Below are 21,298 nucleotides of genomic sequence, written 5' to 3' on the forward strand. Positions count from 1 at the left end.
CTCGGTCACGAACTTCAGGTGAAAATTTGTTGGTCGTCTTGCTCATATCGGCTCCACTTTCTCACGAGTTGGAGCCTCCGGCAAACCCGGCGCGGTTCATTATGTTAAATGAGAGATTTTTCCGATGCCGTCTCAGCGACTGCGGTACGCGGAGGAGAAGACGATATCCTGATCGACCAAGACATTGAACTTGTATCCCGGCCCGATCCGGATTGTCGGCTGAACATTCAGGTTCTTCGAGATCGTTTGCTCCGCGACGCGACCGAAGCTTTCCGCGAAATTTCGTCTAGCGGTATCGGACGCGGTGTCCTGGGTGGCAAGCGTCGTGCTTTCAGGCATCGATATGTCGATGCCGGTTCCGATTAGCGCTACGAGCGCTGCCGAACTCCACGTGCGCCAGAGATGCCGATCGACCTTACCCTTGAAACCCCCAAAGCCTTCGGCATCTATTCCAGCCATGCCGCCGATCTGCAGAGTCGAGCCATTCGGAAAAATCAGGTCGGTCCAGACGATGAGAACCCTTTCCTGGCCGAAAGAAACCTTGGAATCATAGCGGCCGAACAACTTGGCCCCCTGCGGGATCAGGAGCCGGTAGCCGGTGGCGCTATCATAGACATTCTGGCTGACCTGCGCGGTGATCCGGCCCGGAAGGTCTGAGTTGAGGCCTGTGATCAACGTGGCTGGAATGACCGAGCCGCGCTTCAGCTCATACTGCGACATTTGGGGCACGACCTTGTTCGGCAAATAGCCGAGATCCTTGAAATCCTGATTGAAGAAGTCCTCCTTCGAACTCTGTGCATTAGGGTCGACGTTCTGACCAATGAGCCCGGATTTCATTGCGGCTGAGTAGAGCTCCGAGGGATTATTAGCTGTTGTCGTTATGTTCTGTCGGCTTGCGTCTGTGGAATTATTCGCGGTCTTCTCGACATCGGAAATGTTCACCTTCAGCGGGGAGTCCAGCGCGGTTGTCCGCGCCTGCACGCGGGCCATTCGCTGGCGCTGGGCTTCGCGAATATATTGTTCATCCTGCTCTCGCTTCAGGCGGGCTTTCCATTCCTCTTCCGATTCGAGATTGGACCGCCGCTCCTCCGTCGCCGCAGATAGGTGGTCGACAACCGGGGACTGCTTCTCGATCTTTTGCTCGACGGTTGGCGTTGGCTGGAAAGCCTCGCGCTCGTCCGGCTCGCCAATGATGCCATCGGTGATGCCGCGCTTAAGCTGATCGCCGAAGTTCGTCGCCGGTGTATTCAAGGTGCTGTCGATATCGTTGCTCCAGTTGAAGGGAAGTCCTCGCCACGATAGGCCGCTTACAACCACGCCGAGGAACAGCGCGATGAGGACGATGGCAGTGATAATTGGCAGCCGATTGAGGCGGCGCATGCCTTTCTGATCGTCGGCTTGCTTTGACGCGCCCAGTTGGAGCGATTGGACCATACTCCCCTCCCCTCAATTACGCTGCATGATGGAAAGCGGGCTTGCCGGCGTCACGCCGGCTGCCGTTGCTGTGTATGCACGACCAAGGGCGATGGACGGCGTTGACAGCCGCGCGAGCACCTGACCGCCAGCGCTATGGATTGAGTAAGCGAGCTCGACCGGGTTCACGTCCTTTCCAACTTTGCCGTCGGTGAGGACGGTGTAGCCAACGTCCTTTAGTGCTGCCTGGAGGGCCATCGCAAAATCCGACGTATCTTTTTCCATCTTGATTGTCGTCGAGTTTGCGGGGCCGATCTGCTCGGCGAGCCGGCTTGCCATATCGCTGGCGATGGCACTTGCGGCAGGCCCGGAGACCGGTGCGGCGTTTGAGTTGGGGGCCAACCTATCCTCGGCCGTTTGGCATCCTGTGAGAAAGGCGACGGCTATGAAAACGACGAGACGCTTCCACATCGTTCAGCCTCCCCGCCGAATGGTGATCTTCTGCTGGCTCCAGCCGACGCCGGAGACGAGGATTGCCTTGTCGACTTCATAGTCGACGATCATCATGTCGTTCTTCATCCGGTAATTGACTACGCGGTTCTGGCCGCCGCTGATAACGAACAGCACCGGTGCATCCTGGCTGGAAATCGACTTCGAGAACTGAATGTAGGTTTTCACGCCATCCGAATAGACCCGTTTCGGCTTCCAGGGTGCGCTCCCGCTCACCGAGTAAGAGAAGTTCAGCTTGTCGGCCGCCGTGCCCGGGATGCTGCCGGTCTCAACCTGTGAATTGACATCGGCGAGCTTGGTCGAGACATCCTCAGGGTATTCGAAGCCGACGCGTGCCATGTATTGGCTCGGGTGAGACTTGAGCTGGATGTGATAGGTGCGCCGCGACGTCGTGACCACCATCGAGGTGACGAGACCTGCTTCCGACGGCTTGACGATCAGATGGATCGCTTGACCGCCGATGGCGCCGGAGGTCGCGGGCTCCACCTTCCAGCGGACAGTGTCGCCAACGAGAACATCGCGGACGATCTCGCCGCCCTGGAGTTCGATATCACAGACCTGCAAGGGCGAGCAGACGACGGATGGCTGGGTTTCGCCGAAGAGAAAGGTGACCTTGCCATCGGGGCCGGCCGTCACCAGTCCGGGCGCGCCGCGCCATTTCCTGGAAATGTTCGTGGCCTTCACCTCATTCGTCGTCATGTTCTGCGTCTGCGCCTGCGCGCCGCTTGCAAAGATGAGTCCCGCCAGGCAGCCGGCGGCTGCGATTGATCCTATTCTGCGCATCGAGAAATCTCCTGCCCTTAAAGCTGTGCCGTCCAGTCGAAATCCCGGACATAAAGACCGATAGGATTAAGGCGAATAGTCGCCTCGTCCTGCGGCGCGGTGAGCGTCACCGTTGCGATTCCGCGAAATCGGCGCGTGCCCATCTCCTTACCTTTCCGGTCCCGCTCGTATTCGGTCCAGTCGATCTGATAAGTCTGGTTTGAAAGCGCCACGATGTTGTTGACCTCGATGGCGACCGTGGACGACTTGGCCTTCTCGAACGGCGAATTGGTTCGGAACCAGTCGTTGATCTTCTGGGTCGAGGGATCGGATGTTCTTAGAAGCGCATAAGTTCGATCGATGTATTGCTTCTGCACCAATGCATCAGGCGTAATGCTGCGGAAGCTGGTTACGAAGTTGCCGAGAGTGGCCCGCACCACCCGCACATCCGCATATTCGATCTGCTCGGGAAACCCTGATGTGACCGACGTGCCGAGCTTGTCGACCTGGACGATATAGGGCACCAGTTTCACCTGAGTGCTCAAATAGATCGAGTACCCGAAGCCGATCACCGCCATGGTTAAACCGAGGATGCCGACGATGCGCCATGCGGCGGCGGCCTGCACATAGGAGCCGTACCGCTCGCTCCATTCCTGGCGCGCGGCAAGATACGGGTTTTCGGGGGCGCGGTTCGCTGCCATCGATCGATCACTTTCTGATTGCTGTTAGTCTTTGCGTTCGGGAGGTGGTATTGGCCCGCTGTGACCGTTGCGACCCTGGTCCAGCTTGGCGTTGGCGAGGCCGAGGATCGATCCGGCATAGGCTCCGGGAGAACCGATCGCCTTTTCCTTGGCCGCAGCGCCTGCGGCGTTCCCAGCAGACCACATGCCTGCGCCAAGACCTCGAAGCATCGCACCTGAAACGGATGCCCCTGCGGCACGTGAGCTTTGAGCGGCCGCGAATCCCGCGCTGGCAGCACCAGCCGCAAGAAAACCCGCACCTGTGGCAAAGGATGCGGCCTGACTACCGTGTTTGATCGCCTCCATCCCACCCGAGACGGACGCACCCTGCACGACGCCCTGGATGATGTTCGGAACGTAGATCGCGATGATGAAGACGACGACGGCAATGCCGGCGATCGCGAGCGCGGTCTGGAACTGGTCGCCAATATCAGGTTCGTTCGCCAGTCCGATCAGCACCTCGGACCCGATACGCGAGATCATGACAAGCGCCATGAGCTTCATTCCGACCGAAAAGGCATAGATCAGATATCGGAGTGCGAAGTCCTTAGTATAGGACGAACCACCCAGACCGAGCATGATCATGCCGGCAAGCAGGCCGATATACATCTCGACCATCACAGCAACGAAAATCGCCGCAACGAGTGAGAACGAGATAACGACAACGACCATGGCAAAAGCGGCCGAGATCGCCAGAGCATTGTCCTCGAAAAGACCGAACTGTATCTTTTCCGACATCTTCGTAGCGACAGCAAGGCCGGCATTGAAGACGTCCGCTGGGGAAGCCGTGCCGCCTCCGGCGCCGATCTGAAACAGGCTGTCGACCACCGCCTTCGCGAAGGTCGGCCCTTGTGCCAAAACGAAGGCGAAAAAACCGACGAACATTATTCGCCTGACAAGCTCGGCAAACCAGCTGTCGAGCGACGCGGCTTGCAGCGCGAGCCAGACGGCCGCGATGCCAATCTCGATCGTCGCGAGGATCCAGAATAGGGATTTCGCGGCGTCCATGACAGTGGTTTCCCATCCCTTTGCGGCCGTGGTAATCTGGCTCTGTAATGAGGTCAGCACTGAACCTTCTTGGGCGAGCGCTGGCTGAGCTGCCAGCATGCAGAAGGTGGCAAGGAGCATCGCGGTCCAGAGCCGCCAAAACGATATCGCTATCATTTGCTCACCATTCGACCTTCATCTTTTCGCCGCCGGAGGTGGGAGGTGCGGTCCCACTGAAGAATTTTTCGCGCCGCGCCTGGGCAAGATCCTTGTCGGTTTGCTCGGTCTGAAGCCAGGTTCCCATCATTATCATCTGTTGGGAGACAAGGCCGCGAAGCTTCTGCATCTGCGCGACCTGTTGCGCAGCGATCTCGTGACCCACCTGCAGGGCCTTCATCTGCCCGTCGGCGGTCTCGGACATCGACCGCAACGAGGACATCGTGCCTTCCTCGCTATCGTATTGCTCGGCCGTCAGGCTCGCCGCCTTCAGCGTGCTGGCGATCGTGTCCCGGTTGGTGTCCGACCAGGACTGATAGGTAGTCGAAAACGAAGCATTGTCTGGCAGGTTGGTCTTGAGGCCTGAGTAGCTCTGAAAACGCTGCTGCAGCACATCATCAGCATTGCCCATTGAAAACGAAATGCTCCGCCCCTGTTCGACGATGCTGCGCAATTGATTGAGATCGCCTTCGACCTGCCCCCAGAGATGTGACGGAAGAGTGGCGGTGTTCTGAAGCAGGTTTTGATAGATGTTGAGTTGCGTCTCGATCTGTTGTGCGAGCTGGTTGATCTGGGTGAGCTGGTTCTGAATTTGCTCGCCGGACTTTCCGACCAACGCAACCAACTCGCCATTATTGAGGACTTGCGTCCACTCGGTCGCTGCACCCGTGGCGGTTCCGGCTTCCGCGGGAATGACGGCGCCGACCGCCAATGCGAGCGCCGCCAAACCAGCGAGCAATCTATTCGAAGTTGAGTAGCGACGCGGCATCGTGAACTCCTCTCATTTGAAGCCAGTGAATCGGCCAGTCCCGGCCATGTTCGGAACTAAGCGTGCGGATGCGCTTGAGGTCGTGCTTGCCAGAGGCACCGATAAAACTGAGTGCTACAGGCCCGGGCGCCATGTCGAACAGCCGCCGGCCTTCAGGGGTGACGACGTAATATTCGCGCTTGGGGATCGCGTTCGAGACGATCTCGATCTGCCGCTGATTGAAGCCGATCCGTTCATAGAATTCCCGCGTCCCAGGCTCCCGAGCTGCGCCATTTGGTAGACAAATCTTCGTCGGACAGGATTCCTTGAGCACATCAATGATTCCGGACCGCTCGGCATCCGAAATGGATTGCGTGGCGAGCACGACGGCGCAGTTTGCCTTGCGAAGCACTTTGAGCCATTCTCGGATCTTGCTGCGGAACGCCGGATGACCCAACATCAACCACGCCTCATCTAACAAGATCAGGCTCGGCGAGCCGTCGAGACGTTTCTCGATCCGCCGGAACAGATAGGTGAGCACCGGGACGAGATTGCGCTCGCCCATATTCATGAGCTGCTCGATCTCGAACGTCTGGAAGGCGCCGAGCGAGAGACCATCCTCCTCGGCATCGAGAAGCTGGCCCATAGGTCCGTCGACCGTGTACTGATAGAGCGCGTCCTTGATCTCGCGCATCTGCACGCCGCTGACGAAGTCCGAGAGCGATCGGCCGCGCACGCTCGCCATCAAGCTGATTTGGCGCGAGATGGCGTTGCGATGATCGGGAGTGATGGTGACGCTCTGCAGGGCGACCAGCATCTCGATCCATTCGACGGCCCATGCACGATCAGCATCGCCAGAGAGATCCGCCAGTGGGCAAAAGGCCAGTGCGCGCCCCTCTTCTTGAACGTCGCCACCAATCTCATAGTGATCGCCGCCGGTGGCGAGCGTCAGAGGCAGAAGAGAGTTTCCCTTGTCGAAGGCAAAGATCTGGGCTTGGTCATAGCGGCGGAACTGCGCGGCGATGAGTGCCAGAAGCGTCGACTTCCCCGAACCGGTCGGTCCGAAGATCAGCGTGTGACCGACGTCGTCGACATGGAGGTTGAGCCGGAACGGCGTCGACCCGCTCGCCACCTGCATCAGGGGCGGCGAGTTCGGCGGGTAGAATGGGCACGGCGCCACCGGGTTGCCCGACCATACGGAATTGAGAGGGACCAAGTCCGCAAGATTGCTGGTATTGATCAACGGTTCCCGAATGTTGCAGTACCAGTTGCCCGGTAGGCTCCCGAGATAGGCGTCGGTGGCGTTGAGGGTTTCGATCCGAGCTCCGAACCCTTCCGCCTGGATCAGCCGGCGGATTGCCTCTGCCTTTTCCTGCAGTGCCTCCCGATCGCGATCAAACAGGACGATAACGGGGGTGTAGTAGCCGTAGGCAACGAGCTGCGAGGAGGCTTGTGCGATGGCATCTTCAGTCTCGGCCACCATGGTCATGGCGTCCTGATCGACCGAACGGCTCTGTGTCTGGAACAACTGATCGAAGAACGGCCGCACTTTTTGCTGCCACTTCTTGCGGGTGCGTTCGAGCTTCTGCCGCGCCTCTTCCGCGTCGAGAAAAATGAACCGGGACGACCAGCGATAGGTGAGCGGCATCAGGTCGAGGCTGTTGAGGATCCCCGGGCAGCTCTCTGCCGGCAGCCCATCGATCGCTATGACGCCGAGGAAGCGGCTTTCAACCTTCGGCGTCAACCCGTGCTCCAGCTCAGCCGTGGCTATCCAGTCAAGATACATCGGCGCCTCCGGCAGCCGGATCGGATGGTTCTCGCCGGTGATGCAGAAGCGAACGAATTGCAGCAGTTCGTCATAACGCGCGACACGCTCTCCTCCCTTCTCGACAGTCTCCCGCGTTCCCATGCGACGGATCGAAAGCGTGTTGGCAAGATACTGCTCGATCTCGCGGACAGCGTTCTTGAAGATGAACAGCACCGTGTCCGCATAGGTCTTCTTGCGGCTCTCCTCGTCCGAATAGATGTATTTGCTGAGCGCCGTCCTTTTGGATTCGAGCGGGCGGTAGGTGAGAACGAGCGCGTGCTTGCTCTCGAAATGTCCGTGTTCGCGCGCGAAATGCGCCCGCCGCTCCACATCGATTGCGCGCGTGACGGCATCAGGGAAGTGGCAACGTTCATCCGACGGATAGTCGAATGTCGGAATGCGAACGGCTTCGACCTGGATCATCCAGCCGGACCCGAGCCGCGACAGGACGGTATTGATCTGCCGCGACAGTTCATTGCGCTCGAAGTCCGTCGCACTTTCGCAGTCCGGCCCGGCAAAATACCAGCCGGCCATCAGGCTTCCGTCTTTCAACAGAAGAACACCATTGTCGATGAGGCCGGCATAGGGGACGAGATCCGCAAAGGACGGGCCGGTGGTCCTGAAGTGTTTGAGAGCGACCATGCCTTCCCCTCAATACCGGCGCCACGGCGAGGAGGTCGCCTTGTAGTAATGCTGATAGGAGATATGGCGAGCATAGACCTGCCGCATCAGCGGGTCCGCCTTTGCCATTATTCGCAAAAGACCGACGACGACGATCCAGACGGCAACGCCGAAGACGACGGAATAGACCGTCAGCACCACGAAAATGAGGATGACCGCGGCAAGCCCCGTGAGCAGGACCAGTTCCCGGTCCGCGCCCATCAGAAGGTTGGGGCGCGACAGCGCGCGGTGGATGCGGTTGCGCTGCAGACCAGAGGCGGACTCAGCCATTGGTTCCTCCTGCTTCTTTCATGCCGTTCGAGGCGATCTGCACGCTCGTCAGCCCAATTGAAGCTCCAGTCGCACCGAACAGACCTACAATGGTCGTGGCACCGAGCAGAACGCCGGCGACGAGAACGACGTACACAAGTCGCCGCGCGAAGTCGTTCAACTCCCCACCAAATATGAGCATGCCGCCGGCTATGGCGACAGCCGCAAGTGCGATGTATCCTGCGACGGGTCCGGTGATCGACTGCTCAATCTGCTGCAGTGGCCCTTCCCAGGGCAGTCCGCCACCGCCGGAACTGGCGACTGCCGGATCAAGCGAAGCGAGAACGATGGTTGTGGCAGCGAGTGCGACCCTGACGACCGACGCCTTACGCGACATGACGGGCCTCCTCTTCTTCATCAAGTTGGTCTGAACCAATCTCGTATTGGCCCCCCGTGTATCGCTCGATTTGGATGACGTCTCGAACCCGCCGTCCGCGCGGTGTCCGTTCAATGGAAACGATGAGGTCGACCGCCTCACCGATAACCTCGTGCATCGGCTGCTGGCTTGCTTCCGCGGTCAGTTGTTCAAGGCGGCGGAGCGCCGACATGGCGGTGTTCGAGTGAATTGTCGCCACGCCTCCAGGATGACCGGTGTTCCATGCCTTGAGCAGAGTCAGTGCGGCGCCGTCGCGGACTTCGCCGACCACAATCCTGTCGGGGCGCAGTCGCATCGTGCTCTTCAAGAGCCGAGCCATATCAACGGTATCGCTAGTATGCAGAAGAACGGCGTTCTCGGCGGAACAGTGAAGTTCCGTTGTGTCCTCGAGGATAACGAGGCGATCCTCCGGGGCGAATTTGACAATCTCATCGATCAATGCGTTCGCAAGCGTGGTCTTACCAGAACCGGCGCCCCCGGAAACGATGATGTTTAGCCTTTTGGAAATCGCGCTACGGATCATCGAGGCTTGAAATCTCGTCAGCGCGCCTGAGCGCACATACTCTTCGAGCGGAATTAGGCGCGGCGCACGACGGCGAATCGTAAAGGCTGGCTTGGCGACTGCGGGAGGTAAAAGGCCTTCGAAACGGTGGCCACCTATCGGGAGTTCACCGGAGATGATGGGTTGCTTCGTGTCCACCTGGGATTGAAGCAAATGCGCCACAGTTCCGATCACCGTTTCCGCCGCGGGGGGCGACATTTCGCCGGCCGCCGCAACGCCGTGAGTGAGGCGCTCAATAAAGAGCTTTCCGTCAGGATTGAGCATTATTTCGATCACATCTACGTCTTCCAGAGCAGAGCAGAGCTCATGGCCGAGCGCGTCTTGAAGTTTGCGGACAAGCCGGGGGTAAGAGCGGAGCTGGTTCACGGATCTCTCCTTTTCCGCTGCCTGTCTGAGGAAGTGAATTCAGAACGGTAATTGGATGGGCGAAGCCTGAGGAATGTCTCGGCGCTCACCGGCAACGTGCCTGCGACGGCAACTGTCTTGCCAATCTTCTTGGGCTCGCCCAAGCGCAACAGCTGCCATCCAACGCGTGCAAGGATCCGCTCGAATCGAAGATCGGTCACCGTGACGAGCTCCGTGTACCCATTTGCCATGCACCATTCGATGATGCCCGCGAACATGGTCAAAGTGGCCTCATGGAGCGAGCCCCCTCCCCGAAGATCGACCAGGGTCGTGTCCACGCAAAAGCGGGAGCTCTCGATCATACATGGATGGGCGTTTAGTTGTCCGTGCGCCAGCAACGAGGAAAAGACATGCGTCACCATCGTCGGACCCATGGCTGGCAGGAGCCTGGCGCATCCTGCCACACGAGCACTGTCCGAGACGGCGATGATGTAAGTCGGCTGGAGAGCGTCAAAGGCGTCGGCTTCCCGTCCGTCAAGAACACCAACCTCCCAACCCAATCGATTTGAAAACACCTGAGCTCGAAGTCGATGATGTGCTTCGAGAAGCTGCTGTTCGGAAAGCTCCTGCCTTGTCGATATCGCAACAACCTGCATGCTGATCTCCGTCGTTGAATCTCTGCACGGAGATCAGCACGGATTAGAATCGCTGGGCAGTTGTAGAATTCTACAAGGTATTTCGATGAGTCGCGCGGTTTTGCACAAAGAACAATCGGTTTGATTGCGTATGTTATCCCATTCGATTGTAGGATTAACGGGGGAACAAACAAGCACCGGACCTGCTGCCCGGAGACAGTAAGCGTTTGGATTCACGTGCGAAACACTGATTTCGGCCCAAGTCACAGGCCAACGGTGTCCCACGCATTAACCGTTTATTAGCCCTATTTTCCTTGCCGGCCCGCGAGAATCGGACATAATAACGGTTCAGCGGCATTATCGGGCCGAAAACCGTTATCTGAAAGATTTCTGACAATGAACGCTAATTCGATGGCTTCGCTTAAGATGCCGATGCACTTTGAAGATCAAATCCTCGAACAGGGCGATTTGATCTCCAAAAAGCTGCATCTCCTTAGCGTACAACGATTTCCGCCAAACGCGAAAAAGACGTTACGAAGCTTCTCGCTGGCAGAGGTTGCGACCTATGTCGGCGTCTCGCAAAGCACACTAAAAAAGCTGCATCTCGAGGGAAAGGGCCCCTCCCCTCAAACATCGTCCTCGGGTCGCCGCTCTTATACCGCCGAACAGATGCTGGAACTTCGCCAATATCTCGATACGCACGGTCGGTCCGACAACCGCATGTATGTTCCCCATCGGCGCGGTGGTGAAAAGCTGCAAGTTCTTGCCGTAGTCAACTTCAAGGGGGGCTCGGGGAAAACCACGACCGGTGCTCATTTGGCGCAATACCTCGCCTTAACGGGGCATCGCGTCCTCGCCGTAGACCTGGACCCTCAAGCATCCCTTTCGTCTCTGCACGGTTTCCAACCGGAGCTCGATCAGGTTGCCTCGATCTATGACGCGATTCGCTATGACGGTGAGAAGAAATCACTCCGGGATATCATCCAGACCACTAACTTCCCTGGCTTGGACATTGTTCCTGCAAACCTGGATTTGCAGGAGTACGAGTATGACACGCCGCTCGCGATGTCTGATAAGTCTTCCAATCAAGGCAAGACATTTTTCACTCGCATATCGCGCGCTTTGGCCGAGGTCGACGACCGGTATGATGTCGTCGTCATCGACTGCCCACCGCAGCTCGGATATCTTACGTTGACTGCACTGACCGCTGCAACAAGTGTTCTGATAACGATCCATCCGCAGATGCTCGACGTGATGTCGATGGGCCAGTTTCTTTTGATGCTCGGTGGAATTCTTAAGCCGATTCGCGCGGCTGGTGCGGAAGTGAACCTCTCCTGGTACAGATATTTGATTACGCGCTACGAGCCGACCGACGTTCCGCAAGCCCAGATGGTCGGCTTTATGTCCACGATGTTCCACGAGTTCATACTGAAGAACCAAATGGTGAAGTCGACGGCAGTTTCGGATGCGGGGATTACCAAGCAAACTTTATATGAGGTTGATCGCGCCTCGATGAATAGAGGCACTTATGATCGCGCAATGGAATCCTTGGACGCAGTGAATGCCGAGATTGCCAGCCTCGTTCACGAGTCATGGGGGCGCCGATTTGTCGGCTGACAAAAACGCAGGTTTTATGCAAAAAAACAAACGGCTAACGGCTGTTCGGAGCAAATGAGATGGCACGGAAAAATCTGCTCGAGGGACTTGCTGACCTGCCTGAAGATGGCGGCATGACATCCGCATACCCAATGCGGGGCGCGGGCAAGTCGCTCGTGCGTTCGCTGGACGACTTGGCAAAACAAGCTGATAAATTCCTCGAAGGCGAGGCAATCGTCGAACTCGATCCAGCACAAATTGAAGGCTCTTTTGTAAAGGACCGAATTTCAGACGACGACGGGGAGTATCGAGATCTGCTAGAAGCGATCCGAGTGCGTGGTCAGGACACCCCTATTCTCGTGCGGCCTCATGCGAAGGTCGATGGCCTCTATCAGGTCGTGTTCGGCCACAGACGAGTAAGAGCAGCAAGAGAACTCGGCAGAAAGGTCCGGGCTGTCGTCAAGGCAATTGACGATCGTGCGCATGTCATTGCCCAAGGACAAGAAAATTCCGCCCGTGCGAATCTCTCTTTTATCGAACGGGCATTGTTCGCCAAGCGCCTCGATGATCTTGGTTATGGCCGAGAGGTGGCTTCCTTAGCATTGTCGGCGAATGCAGCCTCGATCTCGAAGATGATGACAGTCGCGGAGCGTATCTCAGCTGACGTCATAGAAAAAATTGGTGCAGCTCCTGGTGTGGGCCGAGAGCGTTGGGTCGAGCTTTCGCTTTTGGTCGGGAAATTCGCCAACGTCGGCAAGGTGTCCGAAGTTTTAAGCACGGATGGCTTTGACGCTTTAACGTCCGATGAGCGCTTTTCCTCTCTGTACAAGGCCCTCAACAGATCAGCTCGGCCTGTGAAGAAGGCGGAGACTTCGACTCATAAGGCGAGGTGGCAACCCCATGACAAGGCCGTGCAGGCTGAAATCAAGAATACGGGCAAAGCTTTTTCGCTCTCAATGAAAGCGAAGAATGCTGGCCGTTTCGGAGAATATCTTTCCCGCAATTTGGATGCGCTCTATGAGCAATTCCTGGAGGAGGGAAGCAAAGGAGACTGAAGCCGCAAAAGAAAAAGGCCCCCAAACGACCAAGTCGTGGAAGCCCTTCTCGTATTCCCTAAGCAAGATCGAGAGTCGCATTTCCACGAATCGCTGTCAAGAGTCGTAGCCGTCGATTTGGCGGGCGGATTTCTTTTGCCTCAATGAAGGTGACAGAAAATGCAGACTGGGAATGTGACGACGCCCTTTGGGCGGCGGCCGATGAGTCTTGCCTTGATAAAAAAGCAGATGGAATCGGCCGAAATCAAACCGGGTAAATCCGTCGACAAGTGGCAGATCTATCGCGACATCTGTGATGCAAGATCGCTGCTCGGTCTTCGGGACCGAGCGCTTTCCGTGCTGAACGCACTTCTTTCATTCTACCCAGAGGCATGCCTGTCCGAGGGAAACAATCTCGTAGTTTTCCCGTCGAACGCACAGCTCGCGACCCGGGCAAATGGGATTGCCGGGACGACGCTTCGCGAAAACTTAGCGTTGCTGGTGAATGCGGGGATGATCCGTCGAAAAGATAGCCCGAACGGCAAGAGATACGCTCGAAAAGATCGCGGCGGCGGCATAAAAGAAGCCTTTGGGTTCAGCCTGGCACCGCTCCTGGCCCGATCAGAAGAACTGGCTCGTTTGGCCCAGCAAGCCGCAGCGGAGCGGAAACAATTGAAGATCATGAAAGAAAAGATCTCTCTTTGCCGGCGTGATATTCGTAAAATTCTCGGCGCAGCCATCGAAGAGCGTGCCTCTGGCGATTGGGGCAAGATCGAAACCCATTTTGTGGGCTTGATTTCCCAAGTCCAGAAAGCGCGGACCTTGCAAGCCTTGAATAACATCTTCGGAGAAATGTCGATGCTTCTGGAGGGACTCCTCAACACTCTGGAAAATCAGCTAATTTCCAAAAAATCCGACACCAATGATGACGAATACCGTCGCCACATACAGAATTCAGAAACCGACTCTAACATTGAATCTGAACCTCGCTCGAAAAAAGAGCAGGGTGAAAAATCGAGCCCAACCATTTCACAGCGGAACGACCGGATAAAGGCTTTCCCGCTAGGACTGGTGTTGAGGGCGTGCCCAGATGTCGCGATGTATGCACCATCCGGGATCATCGGAAATTGGCGCGATTTGATGTCTGCGGCTGTCACCGTTCGATCGATGCTCGGTGTCAGCCCGTCGGCTTACCAGGATGCCTGCCATGTCATGGGCTCCGAAATGGCGGCCGCGGCGATGGCTTGCATCCTCCAGCGCGGGGGGCGTATCAACTCCGCTGGCGGGTATTTGCGTGATCTCACGCGACGGGCCGAAAAGGGTGACTTCTCGCTGGGGCCGATGCTGATGGCACTGATGCGCGCCAACGCGCCTCTGGGTAACAGGCAGGTAAGAGGAGAGCGTGGTGACGTTGCAGGATCCGAATATGCCGCCTGAAACCGTGCAAAAGCTCGTTTGTGTGTTGCCCGGTGTCGGCGCATTTTCTAGTGTGCAGCCGGATCATCAACGGTCTCGAAAGCAGGCATGGCCTCTCAACTCGATATGTTTGCAAATCAAGTGGTCGAAATGCGATCGGAACGGCAGGATACGCCTGCCCGATCGAAGCGTCAGACAGTCCCCGTCCCTCTCACGGAAGAAGAGATGGCGAGTAGGCTCGAAGATGGGGGTCAGTATCGAGTTCTGCGCAAGCTTAGTCCAAGACAGCTCACTGTGAGCAAGCGTCCCGAATTCCGACAGGTTGGCGTGATCCTTGATACCGAGACGACGGGCCTCAATTACCGTGATGACGAAATCATAGAGATCGGCTTGGTTGCCTTTACATTTGACGGTATCGGCAAGATTGGCGATGTCATCGGTGTCTATGGCGGATTGCAGCAGCCCAGCACGCCGATCTCGGCCGAGATTACGAGGCTCACAGGTATTACCGATGATATGGTCGAGGGGCAGTTAATCGACATGCAGCGGGTTCGCGAGCTTATCGAGCCCGCGGATCTCGTGATAGCACACAACGCCGGTTTTGACCGGCCGTTCTGCGAGGCATTCTCAAATATTTTCGCCAATAAGGCTTGGGCTTGTTCCGTTTGCGAGATCGACTGGAATGCCCGCGGTTTCGAGGGCACGAAGCTCGGATATCTGATTGGGCAGGCCGGCTATTTCCACGATGGTCATCGTGCCGTTGACGATTGTTTTGCGCTACTTGAGGTTCTGAATCGATGCGTTGGAGAGGACGAAGGGCCATTTGCGGAGTTGCTTCGCACAAGCGGACAATCAAGGGTTCGTATTTTTGCCGAGCATAGTCCATATGAGATGAAGGATCATCTCAAGGGCAGGGGATACCGCTGGTCCGACGGCAGCGACGGCCGCCCGAAATCATGGTGGATAGAAATCGGCGTAGTTCCGCGACGAGCTTCACTATCTTCGCTCCGAAATCTACCGCTGGGGAGATGCCGATCCGCCAGTCCAGCATTTGACCGCTTTTGATCGTTACAAAGCATAACTGCGTTCGTAGAACCAGGAGTGCCATGCATCAGCTTCAGCTTGTATCTCTTCTATCAAGGTGGACGATGCCAATTGAGGCAATCGGTATCGCTTCGACGCCGTTCTCCAAAGGGAAAGCCTGATATCCAGGATAAACGACGATGCGCCTGCGCCAGATCCTCGCTCGCGGGGCAGGAGCCGTCCTTAGGTCCCGGTATCCCGACTGTGTCTGATTGGATTGCCCATGGATGATCACCTGACGGTCAAAAAAGGAGGTCGATTTGGGCACCACCCGCTTTCCGACAAAAAATTGCGCTGGGTTCCGGCCGGTGCTGCGGCAATCAACGTCTCGATCACAATCCCTTGCCAACTTCCTCCAGCCACCGGATGCCGGAGCAGCAGATCGAGATGGGCGGCAACCGTCATGCCATCGACTGAACCAATTTTCGGCGCTCGATCATCCTGATGAACACCTAAACCTTGGAGAAACTGGCGGCCCTTCGGTTCTCATCACTCATTGTGCGTTTCCGAGGCCGGCTACAAATGACGTTGTCGAAAGTTAGCCCGCTCACCTTTTCTCGAAATCTTCAAACTTGACAATGAGTGCCTTCGCGAGAGCTTTCTTGCCTCTATCGCGCAGCCTTGCGAGGCTGCTGTTGATACCTTTGCGCCATGAAGGTCCCCTTCTCCATGCCTCTTCGTAGGCATTGGCCAACAGGTCGGCTTGGCGCGTCTCTACGAGCGCTTCAAAGAGAACAAGGCTGCCTGAAATCGACTTTGTCCACCTTGGCATGTCTGAGTGCGTCTGCGAGCCGTATCGAGTCCACGATGAGCTTATGGGTGGCATACCTCTCGGGAGCAGGCACGAGGACCTTTACTAGTTCAGCCTGCGACGTGAAGGCTCCACTCGTCAAGTTGCTAGGCGCGCCGCCCGGCCGTTCTTTTCGTTCGGCATTATTGTAATAGCTCGCTGCCTGCGTCACCGATTTGTGCAGCGATTGCTGCATCGCCTCTGGAAGGGGAATGCCGCGGTTGGCGGCCTCGGTCAGGTAGCCCGATCGGAGCCCATGCGCCGAAAACATCGCCGGATCAAGGTCGACGCCGCGGTTTTTCCGGACTGCACTTGAGCCGGCGTGGTGCGATTCCCCATGATTTTCCGGACTAGCAGAACATGAAATCGGACGCGGTCAGACCCAGGCCGGCCAATTGGAGCAAACTCTGCACATTAGCCAAATGCGCGAAGTCATCCACCTGATTGTCGGAGGTAACATAACCCAGCTCCGCCGTCATGGTGTTGTAATTAAAATAGGCAACGATATCGCCTGCAGCCTCGCCGGAGATATCCCTGGCTGCGGCTGAACCATCGGCGAAACCGTGATCGGTGATGACGACGACGTGCGCGCCGTGCGCGCCGTTGGCGGGGCCGCTGTAGAACGTGTCCACCTGATTGCCAGGCGCCGAGTGATTGACGAAATTCGCATCATGACCATCGCTACCAAGGCCCACCGCGTCGAAGGTGAAAGTATCTTGCACTGGGTCAAAATCCACAATGCTGGTGTGGTCCGAGCCTGGCCCGTAGTTTTGATCTACCCCGGGTTGCGGGTTGTGGAACTGGAACACAAAGGTGTCGTGGCCGGCACCCCCGATCAGAAAATCCCTGCCGTCGCCCGCGAAGAGGGCGTCGTCGCCGGGGCCGCCGTAGAGCTTGTCGTTGTCCGCACCGAGGATGACCGCACCGAGGATACGCGGTTTGTCGAGGCCAGTGTCGCCGTAGAGGTAGTCGTTGCCCTCGTCGCCAAAGACGTGGTCATTGCCCACGCCACCGAAGACTCGGTCATTGCCCTCGCCGGCCGAGATGGAGTCGTTGCCATAACCGCCGTCGATCCAGTCATTTCCCGTTGGATCGACTATTACATCATCACCATTGCTGCCAAAGAGACTGTTGCTACCCGGGCCGCCCAGAATTGTCTTTTCCATTGTGAATCCTCCTTATGAAACAGCCCCGCGACGCCATTCGACTCATTCATATGCCTTATCGGACAATTAGAGTAATTGGTTGTTTTGATAGAACACATCGACATAACGGATGCGTCTACGCGCGGTTCGCCTCAATGGATCTGAACTCTGGAGGTCATCATCCAGATCGTGCTCAAGTGTATGACGGCAGGGCACTTCATCCGGCTAGCGGGTTCATGTTTGGGCTAGCCTTTGAGGTCGGACTGGATCGCTGCGTTTAGCCTCTTTATGTCCAAAGCAGAACAACTATGCCGGAATCCGGACCAAAATAGTTGCCGAAGGCACGTAACCGGTGTGGACAAGTGGTCCCGCGATCAAAGGCAAGCAACTTGCTTCGATAATTGACAGGGTTCACCGCTGCCGGCGGCGCCAGTGATCATGCCAGTATGGAAAGCCCGGGCGCACCGCGCTGCGCTTGTTCTGTTTCAGAGCGGAGGCGAATGAGCATCGCGTAGTCCGTGACAATACGGCGCGAATCTGTTTCTTCAGGGGGCCATCAGTTCTGGAAGGTGCCACAATGGATGCTGCCGACAACGATGATTGCCGTCATGCGACGCTATTTCGCACTGAGGGAAGAGCTGACGAGATTGAAGTCGGCAGCGCTTGAGGGGAGGCGAAAAGCCATGGGGATCCCGGTCGGCGAATTCTACCACGTTCGCAGCGAAAGCGAACATGCAGTGGACGTCGTCCGATTCGTCACCCTGAAAAAGGAGATGGACTTTTTAATGAGTCTCGCCGAGGGCTGGGCGAGGGGGACGTTATCCGTCTCGACACACTGGCCGATTGATCCGCCGACGGGCGATAATGGCGAGGCTACCCTCTTTTCGGTAGGGAAGGGGTGGAATATATCCCTCGAGCTATTTGGGATAGCGCGGCGTTCGCTTATTCGCTCCACAGATGGAAATTGATAACGCATCCCGCCAGGTGATGGCTGTTTTTGTCGCGCATCCTATATTACGACACCGTTCCGTCAGCGAGGGCTGAAGGAAGACGCAATAGGAGAAGGCCGATAATGGCAACTGGTAAAATGGTTCAATGCGACCAAGGGTTTTGGTTTCATTCAACCGGATGACGGCAGCGCGGATGTGTTCGTTCATATCTCTGCGGTCGAGCGCGCTAGTCTACGTGGCTTGAATGATGGCCAGAAGATCACCTACGAGCTGGTAAAGGATCGCCGGTCCGGCAAGATGTCGGCCGACAATCTCGAGGCCTAACCTGACGCCGAGGCTCGGCACTTTGGCAGAGTCGGTTTGGTACCGACTTTGCCTTGAGAACGACCGACCGAGGTTTGCCATTCTCGATCCATGGCGGTAATATACCAATCGTCTGGAGCGGCTTGCGGTATCAGACGAGCAACCGCGCCGCCCGTCCCATCTTCTGTTCCGCAGTGTTGTAATAGCTTGCCGCCTGCGTCACCGACTTGTGCAGCGACTGCTGCATCGCCTCGGCCAACGGAATGCCGCGGTTGGAAGCCTCGGTGAGATAGCCGGAACGCAAGCCATGCGCCGAGAACATCACCGGATCGAGCCCGGCCTGTTTGATGCGGCTTTTGAGGATCAGATTGACGGACTGCGGTGTCAGCGCCCGCCGGTCGATATTGCCCCATTGATCGATGCGCCGGAACACCGGTCCAGTGTCGATCCTGGCCGCCGCCAGCCACCGCTTCAAGGCGGTCACCGGCCGGCCGATCAGAACGACATGCATGTCATCGTCGGCCGTCGTCGTCTTGGTGCGGCCAAGATGGATGGTCAGGCAGGGCAGGGCAGGGGAGTTCGGATTGCCCGGATCGGCGCGTACTAGCTCCTCGTCGACGAGATCCTCGAGCCGCAGCCCCGCCACCTCAGATCGCCGGCGGCCGCCGGAGGCGAAAGCAACGAGCAGCAGTGCCCGATCGCGGAGATCGACCAGGCGATCGCCGGCACAGGCCGCCAGCAGTTTCGCCAGGACATCGCCGGTCACCGCTCGTCTGCTCTTGCGCTGTCGTGTCCGCTTGCTGGCTTTCACCGCCAATCTGAGCGCGGTCTTCAAGGAAGGGGCGCCAAATGCGCCGGCGAGGCCCTTCCAGCGCGTCAGGATAGACCAGGAGGTCAGTCGCCGGCGCACCGTGTCGGGCGCATGCGGTCCGTCGACCCGCAGTAAATCTCGTGCCCGTAATCCAACCTCGACATCGGCGGGCATTCCGTGGTCCGGATTTTCGGCACGTTCGGCCGGATCCCAGAGGTGATGGGCGACGAATTTCAACAGCAGGCTTTCGGGCGCCGGCCAAGGGAGGGCGGCGCCGATCGCAAGCTGACACCAGGCCTCGAGGTAACCGAGGTCCGATGCCAGCGCCTTGAGCGTGTTTTCGCCCATACCCTCCTGCGCCAGGTGTTTGAGCGTGGCAACGTCGTCGTCAGTCAGAAGTGCTGCCAGCTGATCGCGGCGATCGAAAGGCAGGATGGCGTCGAGCGCATCGAGTTCTTCGGCGCGGCGGAGGATGGCTTGGCTGCCGGAATCTGCTGCTTCAGGATCGCTTGTCATGCTCCCAATTCTCCAATAGATCTGAGAACGGCACCGCCCCTAGACGGGTAGGGGAGAGGCCGCCAGCGCGCGATGATTTCTTCGATCTCGCCGCGATAGTCGGTGGCGTAGACAGCGTCCTCTTCCCGCGCGAGATAGGTGAAGATGATCGCGATGTCGTCGGATACCTGGGGATCGACGTTGGCCAGATCGGTGAGATCGAAGCCGCCATGCACCTCGGCTTTCCACCAGGCGAGCAGGAAGTTGGCCATCCGCCGTCCCTGGCCGGTGTCCTCATGGGCGACATTCAGCAGCTTTTCGAGGGCAAATCTAACTCGGTCTTCCATGGCGCTTTCCGGTTGTTCTGTTTAATCCTTAAGTATCGAGGTATGAGCGGTGTCCACCCGCGTCATCGAGCGTTCCGGTTATGCTGGGCTAGCGGTATCCCGGATGGGTTCATCCTTAAGCGACACCCAAAAAAACGGCGAGCGACCGTGTGACCGCCAGGAGTGCATCATCTTCCAGGCGACCGATCGTTGTGCCAATCCTATCCCGTTTCACGGACATGGCTTTGTCCACCATCACTTGCGAGGCTTGGCGCAAGCCGCTTTGTGCTGTTGGCTGAATTGTTGGTCGAATGAGCGGCGCGTCGACGAGTGTGCTGGAAATCAGCAGGACAGTGACTGTTCCCGTTGCATCAAACTGATCGGCCTGGATGATTAGTGCTGGACGAGGCTTGCCGAAATCGCCGCTGATTGCGACGGTCACGATGTCACCGCGCCTCACGCTTCACCCTCGTGGTCGAGGTCACCGAGAGCGGCGTCAAGGAAATCTTGCAGACCGCGGTCGGCGGCATCGGCAAGGGCTACCTGAACGGACTGACGATGGCATTCGGCGGCAAAATCAGGCCGACGGGTGTCAGGAACCCATATTTGCACGGGACGCAGCCCAGCGGCCCGCAACGTTTCGCGGCGCTTTTGAACTCTTTCGTTGACCGAGCTTGCCATGATCAAACTCCATTACGATTGTTACATGTAACATAAGAAGCAAGCCCCGCCATGTCAATGAGCTGGCTGCCGGGCGTGAAGATACTCACGCTGGCGAGGAAAGGTTGCTGTGTATTCGAGCGTCGGTTAGGAGGGGCGGGCTGATCGACTTCCGGCTCACTTGCCCTGGGCCTCTGTCGAGGAACCGACCATTCGTCGTCCATGGCGACTGGTCGTGAAAATGGGTCGATGAAGTCGATTCAAAGTGGCAACCGGGTTCCGCCTCGGCAACAGTAAAACCCCTGTTTTCGGCGCCGTTGCGAGCCGTCCGGATATCTGTTTTTCCACAATTTCCCGCCTCAAATCCATCACTATCGATACTTGATACTTATCGATGATGAGGAGCTGGCGCTCCGACTATAATAGGTGGCGGAAGCTAATAACTTGTTTGTTTCCGATCCAGAAAAAAAGATCGTTAATTTAAATGGTTAACGATACCGAAATCGGGAATTTTCGCCCTCCGATCCGGGTCCCACCGCCGATTTCAAGTGCGGGCATCGAACTCGCCCGCCGGGACGAGCGGATCGGCCGCCCCGGC

Annotated in this window: 21 protein-coding genes and 2 pseudogenes; 6 read left to right on the forward strand and 17 right to left on the reverse strand. The window is 57.4% G+C overall.

The annotated features are described in order from the left end of the window. Window positions 1-132: 132 nt before the first annotated feature. Genes trbI through traI form a run of 11 tightly spaced genes read right to left on the reverse strand, consistent with a single transcriptional unit; the run spans window position 133 to window position 10,112 of the window. On the reverse strand, window positions 133-1,434 hold the full coding sequence (gene trbI, locus PY649_RS33375; protein WP_285873304.1) for an IncP-type conjugal transfer protein TrbI: 1,302 nt from the start codon (window positions 1,432-1,434) through the stop codon (window positions 133-135). Between the two features lie 12 nt (window positions 1,435-1,446). After that, a complete protein-coding gene (gene trbH, locus PY649_RS33380) occupies window positions 1,447-1,884 on the reverse strand; it encodes a conjugal transfer protein TrbH (RefSeq protein WP_285873305.1) in 438 nt (145 codons plus the stop codon). Window positions 1,885-1,887: 3 nt separating this feature from the next. Next, on the reverse strand, window positions 1,888-2,706 hold the full coding sequence (gene trbG / locus PY649_RS33385) for a P-type conjugative transfer protein TrbG (protein WP_285873306.1): 819 nt from the start codon (window positions 2,704-2,706) through the stop codon (window positions 1,888-1,890). A gap of 17 nt (window positions 2,707-2,723) precedes the next feature. Further along, the gene (locus PY649_RS33390; RefSeq protein ID WP_120709157.1) at window positions 2,724-3,386 is read right to left on the reverse strand and encodes a conjugal transfer protein TrbF; all 663 of its coding nucleotides are present in this window, start codon (window positions 3,384-3,386) and stop codon (window positions 2,724-2,726) included. A gap of 24 nt (window positions 3,387-3,410) precedes the next feature. Then, on the reverse strand, window positions 3,411-4,589 hold the full coding sequence (gene trbL / locus PY649_RS33395; protein ID WP_285873307.1) for a P-type conjugative transfer protein TrbL: 1,179 nt from the start codon (window positions 4,587-4,589) through the stop codon (window positions 3,411-3,413). A gap of 4 nt (window positions 4,590-4,593) precedes the next feature. Further along, entirely contained in the window at window positions 4,594-5,397 is an 804-nt protein-coding gene (trbJ, locus tag PY649_RS33400) for a P-type conjugative transfer protein TrbJ (RefSeq protein ID WP_285873308.1), read from the reverse strand. Further along, the gene (locus PY649_RS33405; RefSeq protein WP_285873309.1) at window positions 5,369-7,825 is read right to left on the reverse strand and encodes a conjugal transfer protein TrbE; all 2,457 of its coding nucleotides are present in this window, start codon (window positions 7,823-7,825) and stop codon (window positions 5,369-5,371) included. The genes trbJ and PY649_RS33405 overlap by 29 nt, the downstream gene beginning before the upstream one ends. A 9-nt stretch (window positions 7,826-7,834) precedes the next feature. Further along, the gene (locus tag PY649_RS33410) at window positions 7,835-8,134 is read right to left on the reverse strand and encodes a conjugal transfer protein TrbD (protein WP_120709160.1); all 300 of its coding nucleotides are present in this window, start codon (window positions 8,132-8,134) and stop codon (window positions 7,835-7,837) included. Further along, the gene (locus PY649_RS33415) at window positions 8,127-8,510 is read right to left on the reverse strand and encodes a TrbC/VirB2 family protein (protein WP_120709161.1); all 384 of its coding nucleotides are present in this window, start codon (window positions 8,508-8,510) and stop codon (window positions 8,127-8,129) included. Before PY649_RS33415 ends, PY649_RS33410 begins: the two co-directional genes overlap by 8 nt. After that, window positions 8,500-9,477 (reverse strand): P-type conjugative transfer ATPase TrbB, encoded by a 978-nt coding sequence (trbB, locus tag PY649_RS33420; RefSeq protein WP_120709162.1) that lies wholly within the window; start codon window positions 9,475-9,477, stop codon window positions 8,500-8,502. Before trbB ends, PY649_RS33415 begins: the two co-directional genes overlap by 11 nt. Then, window positions 9,474-10,112: an acyl-homoserine-lactone synthase gene (gene traI, locus PY649_RS33425; RefSeq protein WP_120709163.1), complete on the reverse strand. Its 639-nt coding sequence runs from the start codon at window positions 10,110-10,112 to the stop codon at window positions 9,474-9,476. The genes trbB and traI overlap by 4 nt, the downstream gene beginning before the upstream one ends. Before the next feature lie 375 nt (window positions 10,113-10,487). Here traI and repA point away from each other — a divergent pair, with 375 nt between their 5' ends. The 4 genes and pseudogenes from repA (at window position 10,488) to PY649_RS33445 (ending at window position 15,218) form a co-directional block, all read left to right on the forward strand. Then, window positions 10,488-11,708: a plasmid partitioning protein RepA gene (gene repA, locus PY649_RS33430; RefSeq protein WP_285873313.1), complete on the forward strand. Its 1,221-nt coding sequence runs from the start codon at window positions 10,488-10,490 to the stop codon at window positions 11,706-11,708. A gap of 59 nt (window positions 11,709-11,767) precedes the next feature. Further along, window positions 11,768-12,742 (forward strand): plasmid partitioning protein RepB, encoded by a 975-nt coding sequence (gene repB, locus PY649_RS33435; RefSeq protein WP_285873314.1) that lies wholly within the window; start codon window positions 11,768-11,770, stop codon window positions 12,740-12,742. Window positions 12,743-12,901: 159 nt separating this feature from the next. Continuing rightward, window positions 12,902-14,158, forward strand: a complete 1,257-nt coding sequence (gene repC / locus PY649_RS33440) for a plasmid replication protein RepC (RefSeq protein WP_285873316.1) — start codon at window positions 12,902-12,904, stop codon at window positions 14,156-14,158. A gap of 87 nt (window positions 14,159-14,245) precedes the next feature. Continuing rightward, window positions 14,246-15,218 (forward strand): annotated as a pseudogene (locus PY649_RS33445) (3'-5' exonuclease). An 891-nt stretch (window positions 15,219-16,109) separates the two neighbouring features. On the opposite strand, the pseudogene PY649_RS33450 reads toward PY649_RS33445, so the two are convergent. Together PY649_RS33450 and PY649_RS33455 are read right to left on the reverse strand one after the other, a co-directional pair. After that, a pseudogene (locus PY649_RS33450) lies at window positions 16,110-16,293 on the reverse strand (integrase); the annotation flags it as partial. A 67-nt stretch (window positions 16,294-16,360) separates the two neighbouring features. Beyond that, window positions 16,361-17,176, reverse strand: a complete 816-nt coding sequence (locus tag PY649_RS33455) for a calcium-binding protein (protein WP_285873317.1) — start codon at window positions 17,174-17,176, stop codon at window positions 16,361-16,363. Between the two features lie 560 nt (window positions 17,177-17,736). On the opposite strand from PY649_RS33455, the gene PY649_RS33460 reads away from it, so the two are divergent. Further along, on the forward strand, window positions 17,737-18,123 hold the full coding sequence (locus tag PY649_RS33460; RefSeq protein ID WP_285873318.1) for a hypothetical protein: 387 nt from the start codon (window positions 17,737-17,739) through the stop codon (window positions 18,121-18,123). 111 nt (window positions 18,124-18,234) lie between these two features. Further along, window positions 18,235-18,429, forward strand: coding sequence for a cold-shock protein (locus PY649_RS33465; protein ID WP_285873324.1), 195 nt, complete (start codon window positions 18,235-18,237; stop codon window positions 18,427-18,429). 130 nt (window positions 18,430-18,559) lie between these two features. Here the strand turns inward: PY649_RS33465 and PY649_RS33470 are convergent, their stop codons facing one another. From PY649_RS33470 to PY649_RS33485, 4 genes are all read right to left on the reverse strand, one after another. Then, window positions 18,560-19,735, reverse strand: coding sequence for a site-specific integrase (locus PY649_RS33470; protein ID WP_285873320.1), 1,176 nt, complete (start codon window positions 19,733-19,735; stop codon window positions 18,560-18,562). Further along, window positions 19,732-20,061 carry a DUF7673 family protein gene (locus PY649_RS33475; RefSeq protein ID WP_285873321.1) on the reverse strand — a complete coding sequence of 110 codons (330 nt, stop codon included), beginning with the start codon at window positions 20,059-20,061 and terminating at the stop codon, window positions 19,732-19,734. The genes PY649_RS33470 and PY649_RS33475 overlap by 4 nt, the downstream gene beginning before the upstream one ends. Before the next feature lie 115 nt (window positions 20,062-20,176). Continuing rightward, window positions 20,177-20,500, reverse strand: coding sequence for a type II toxin-antitoxin system PemK/MazF family toxin (locus PY649_RS33480; RefSeq protein ID WP_285873322.1), 324 nt, complete (start codon window positions 20,498-20,500; stop codon window positions 20,177-20,179). After that, entirely contained in the window at window positions 20,497-20,721 is a 225-nt protein-coding gene (locus PY649_RS33485; RefSeq protein ID WP_285873323.1) for an antitoxin MazE family protein, read from the reverse strand. Before PY649_RS33485 ends, PY649_RS33480 begins: the two co-directional genes overlap by 4 nt. Between the last annotated feature and the right edge of the window lie 577 nt (window positions 20,722-21,298).

It is taken from the genome of Rhizobium mayense (assembly GCF_030272705.1).
Lineage (GTDB): Bacteria > Pseudomonadota > Alphaproteobacteria > Rhizobiales > Rhizobiaceae > Rhizobium > Rhizobium mayense.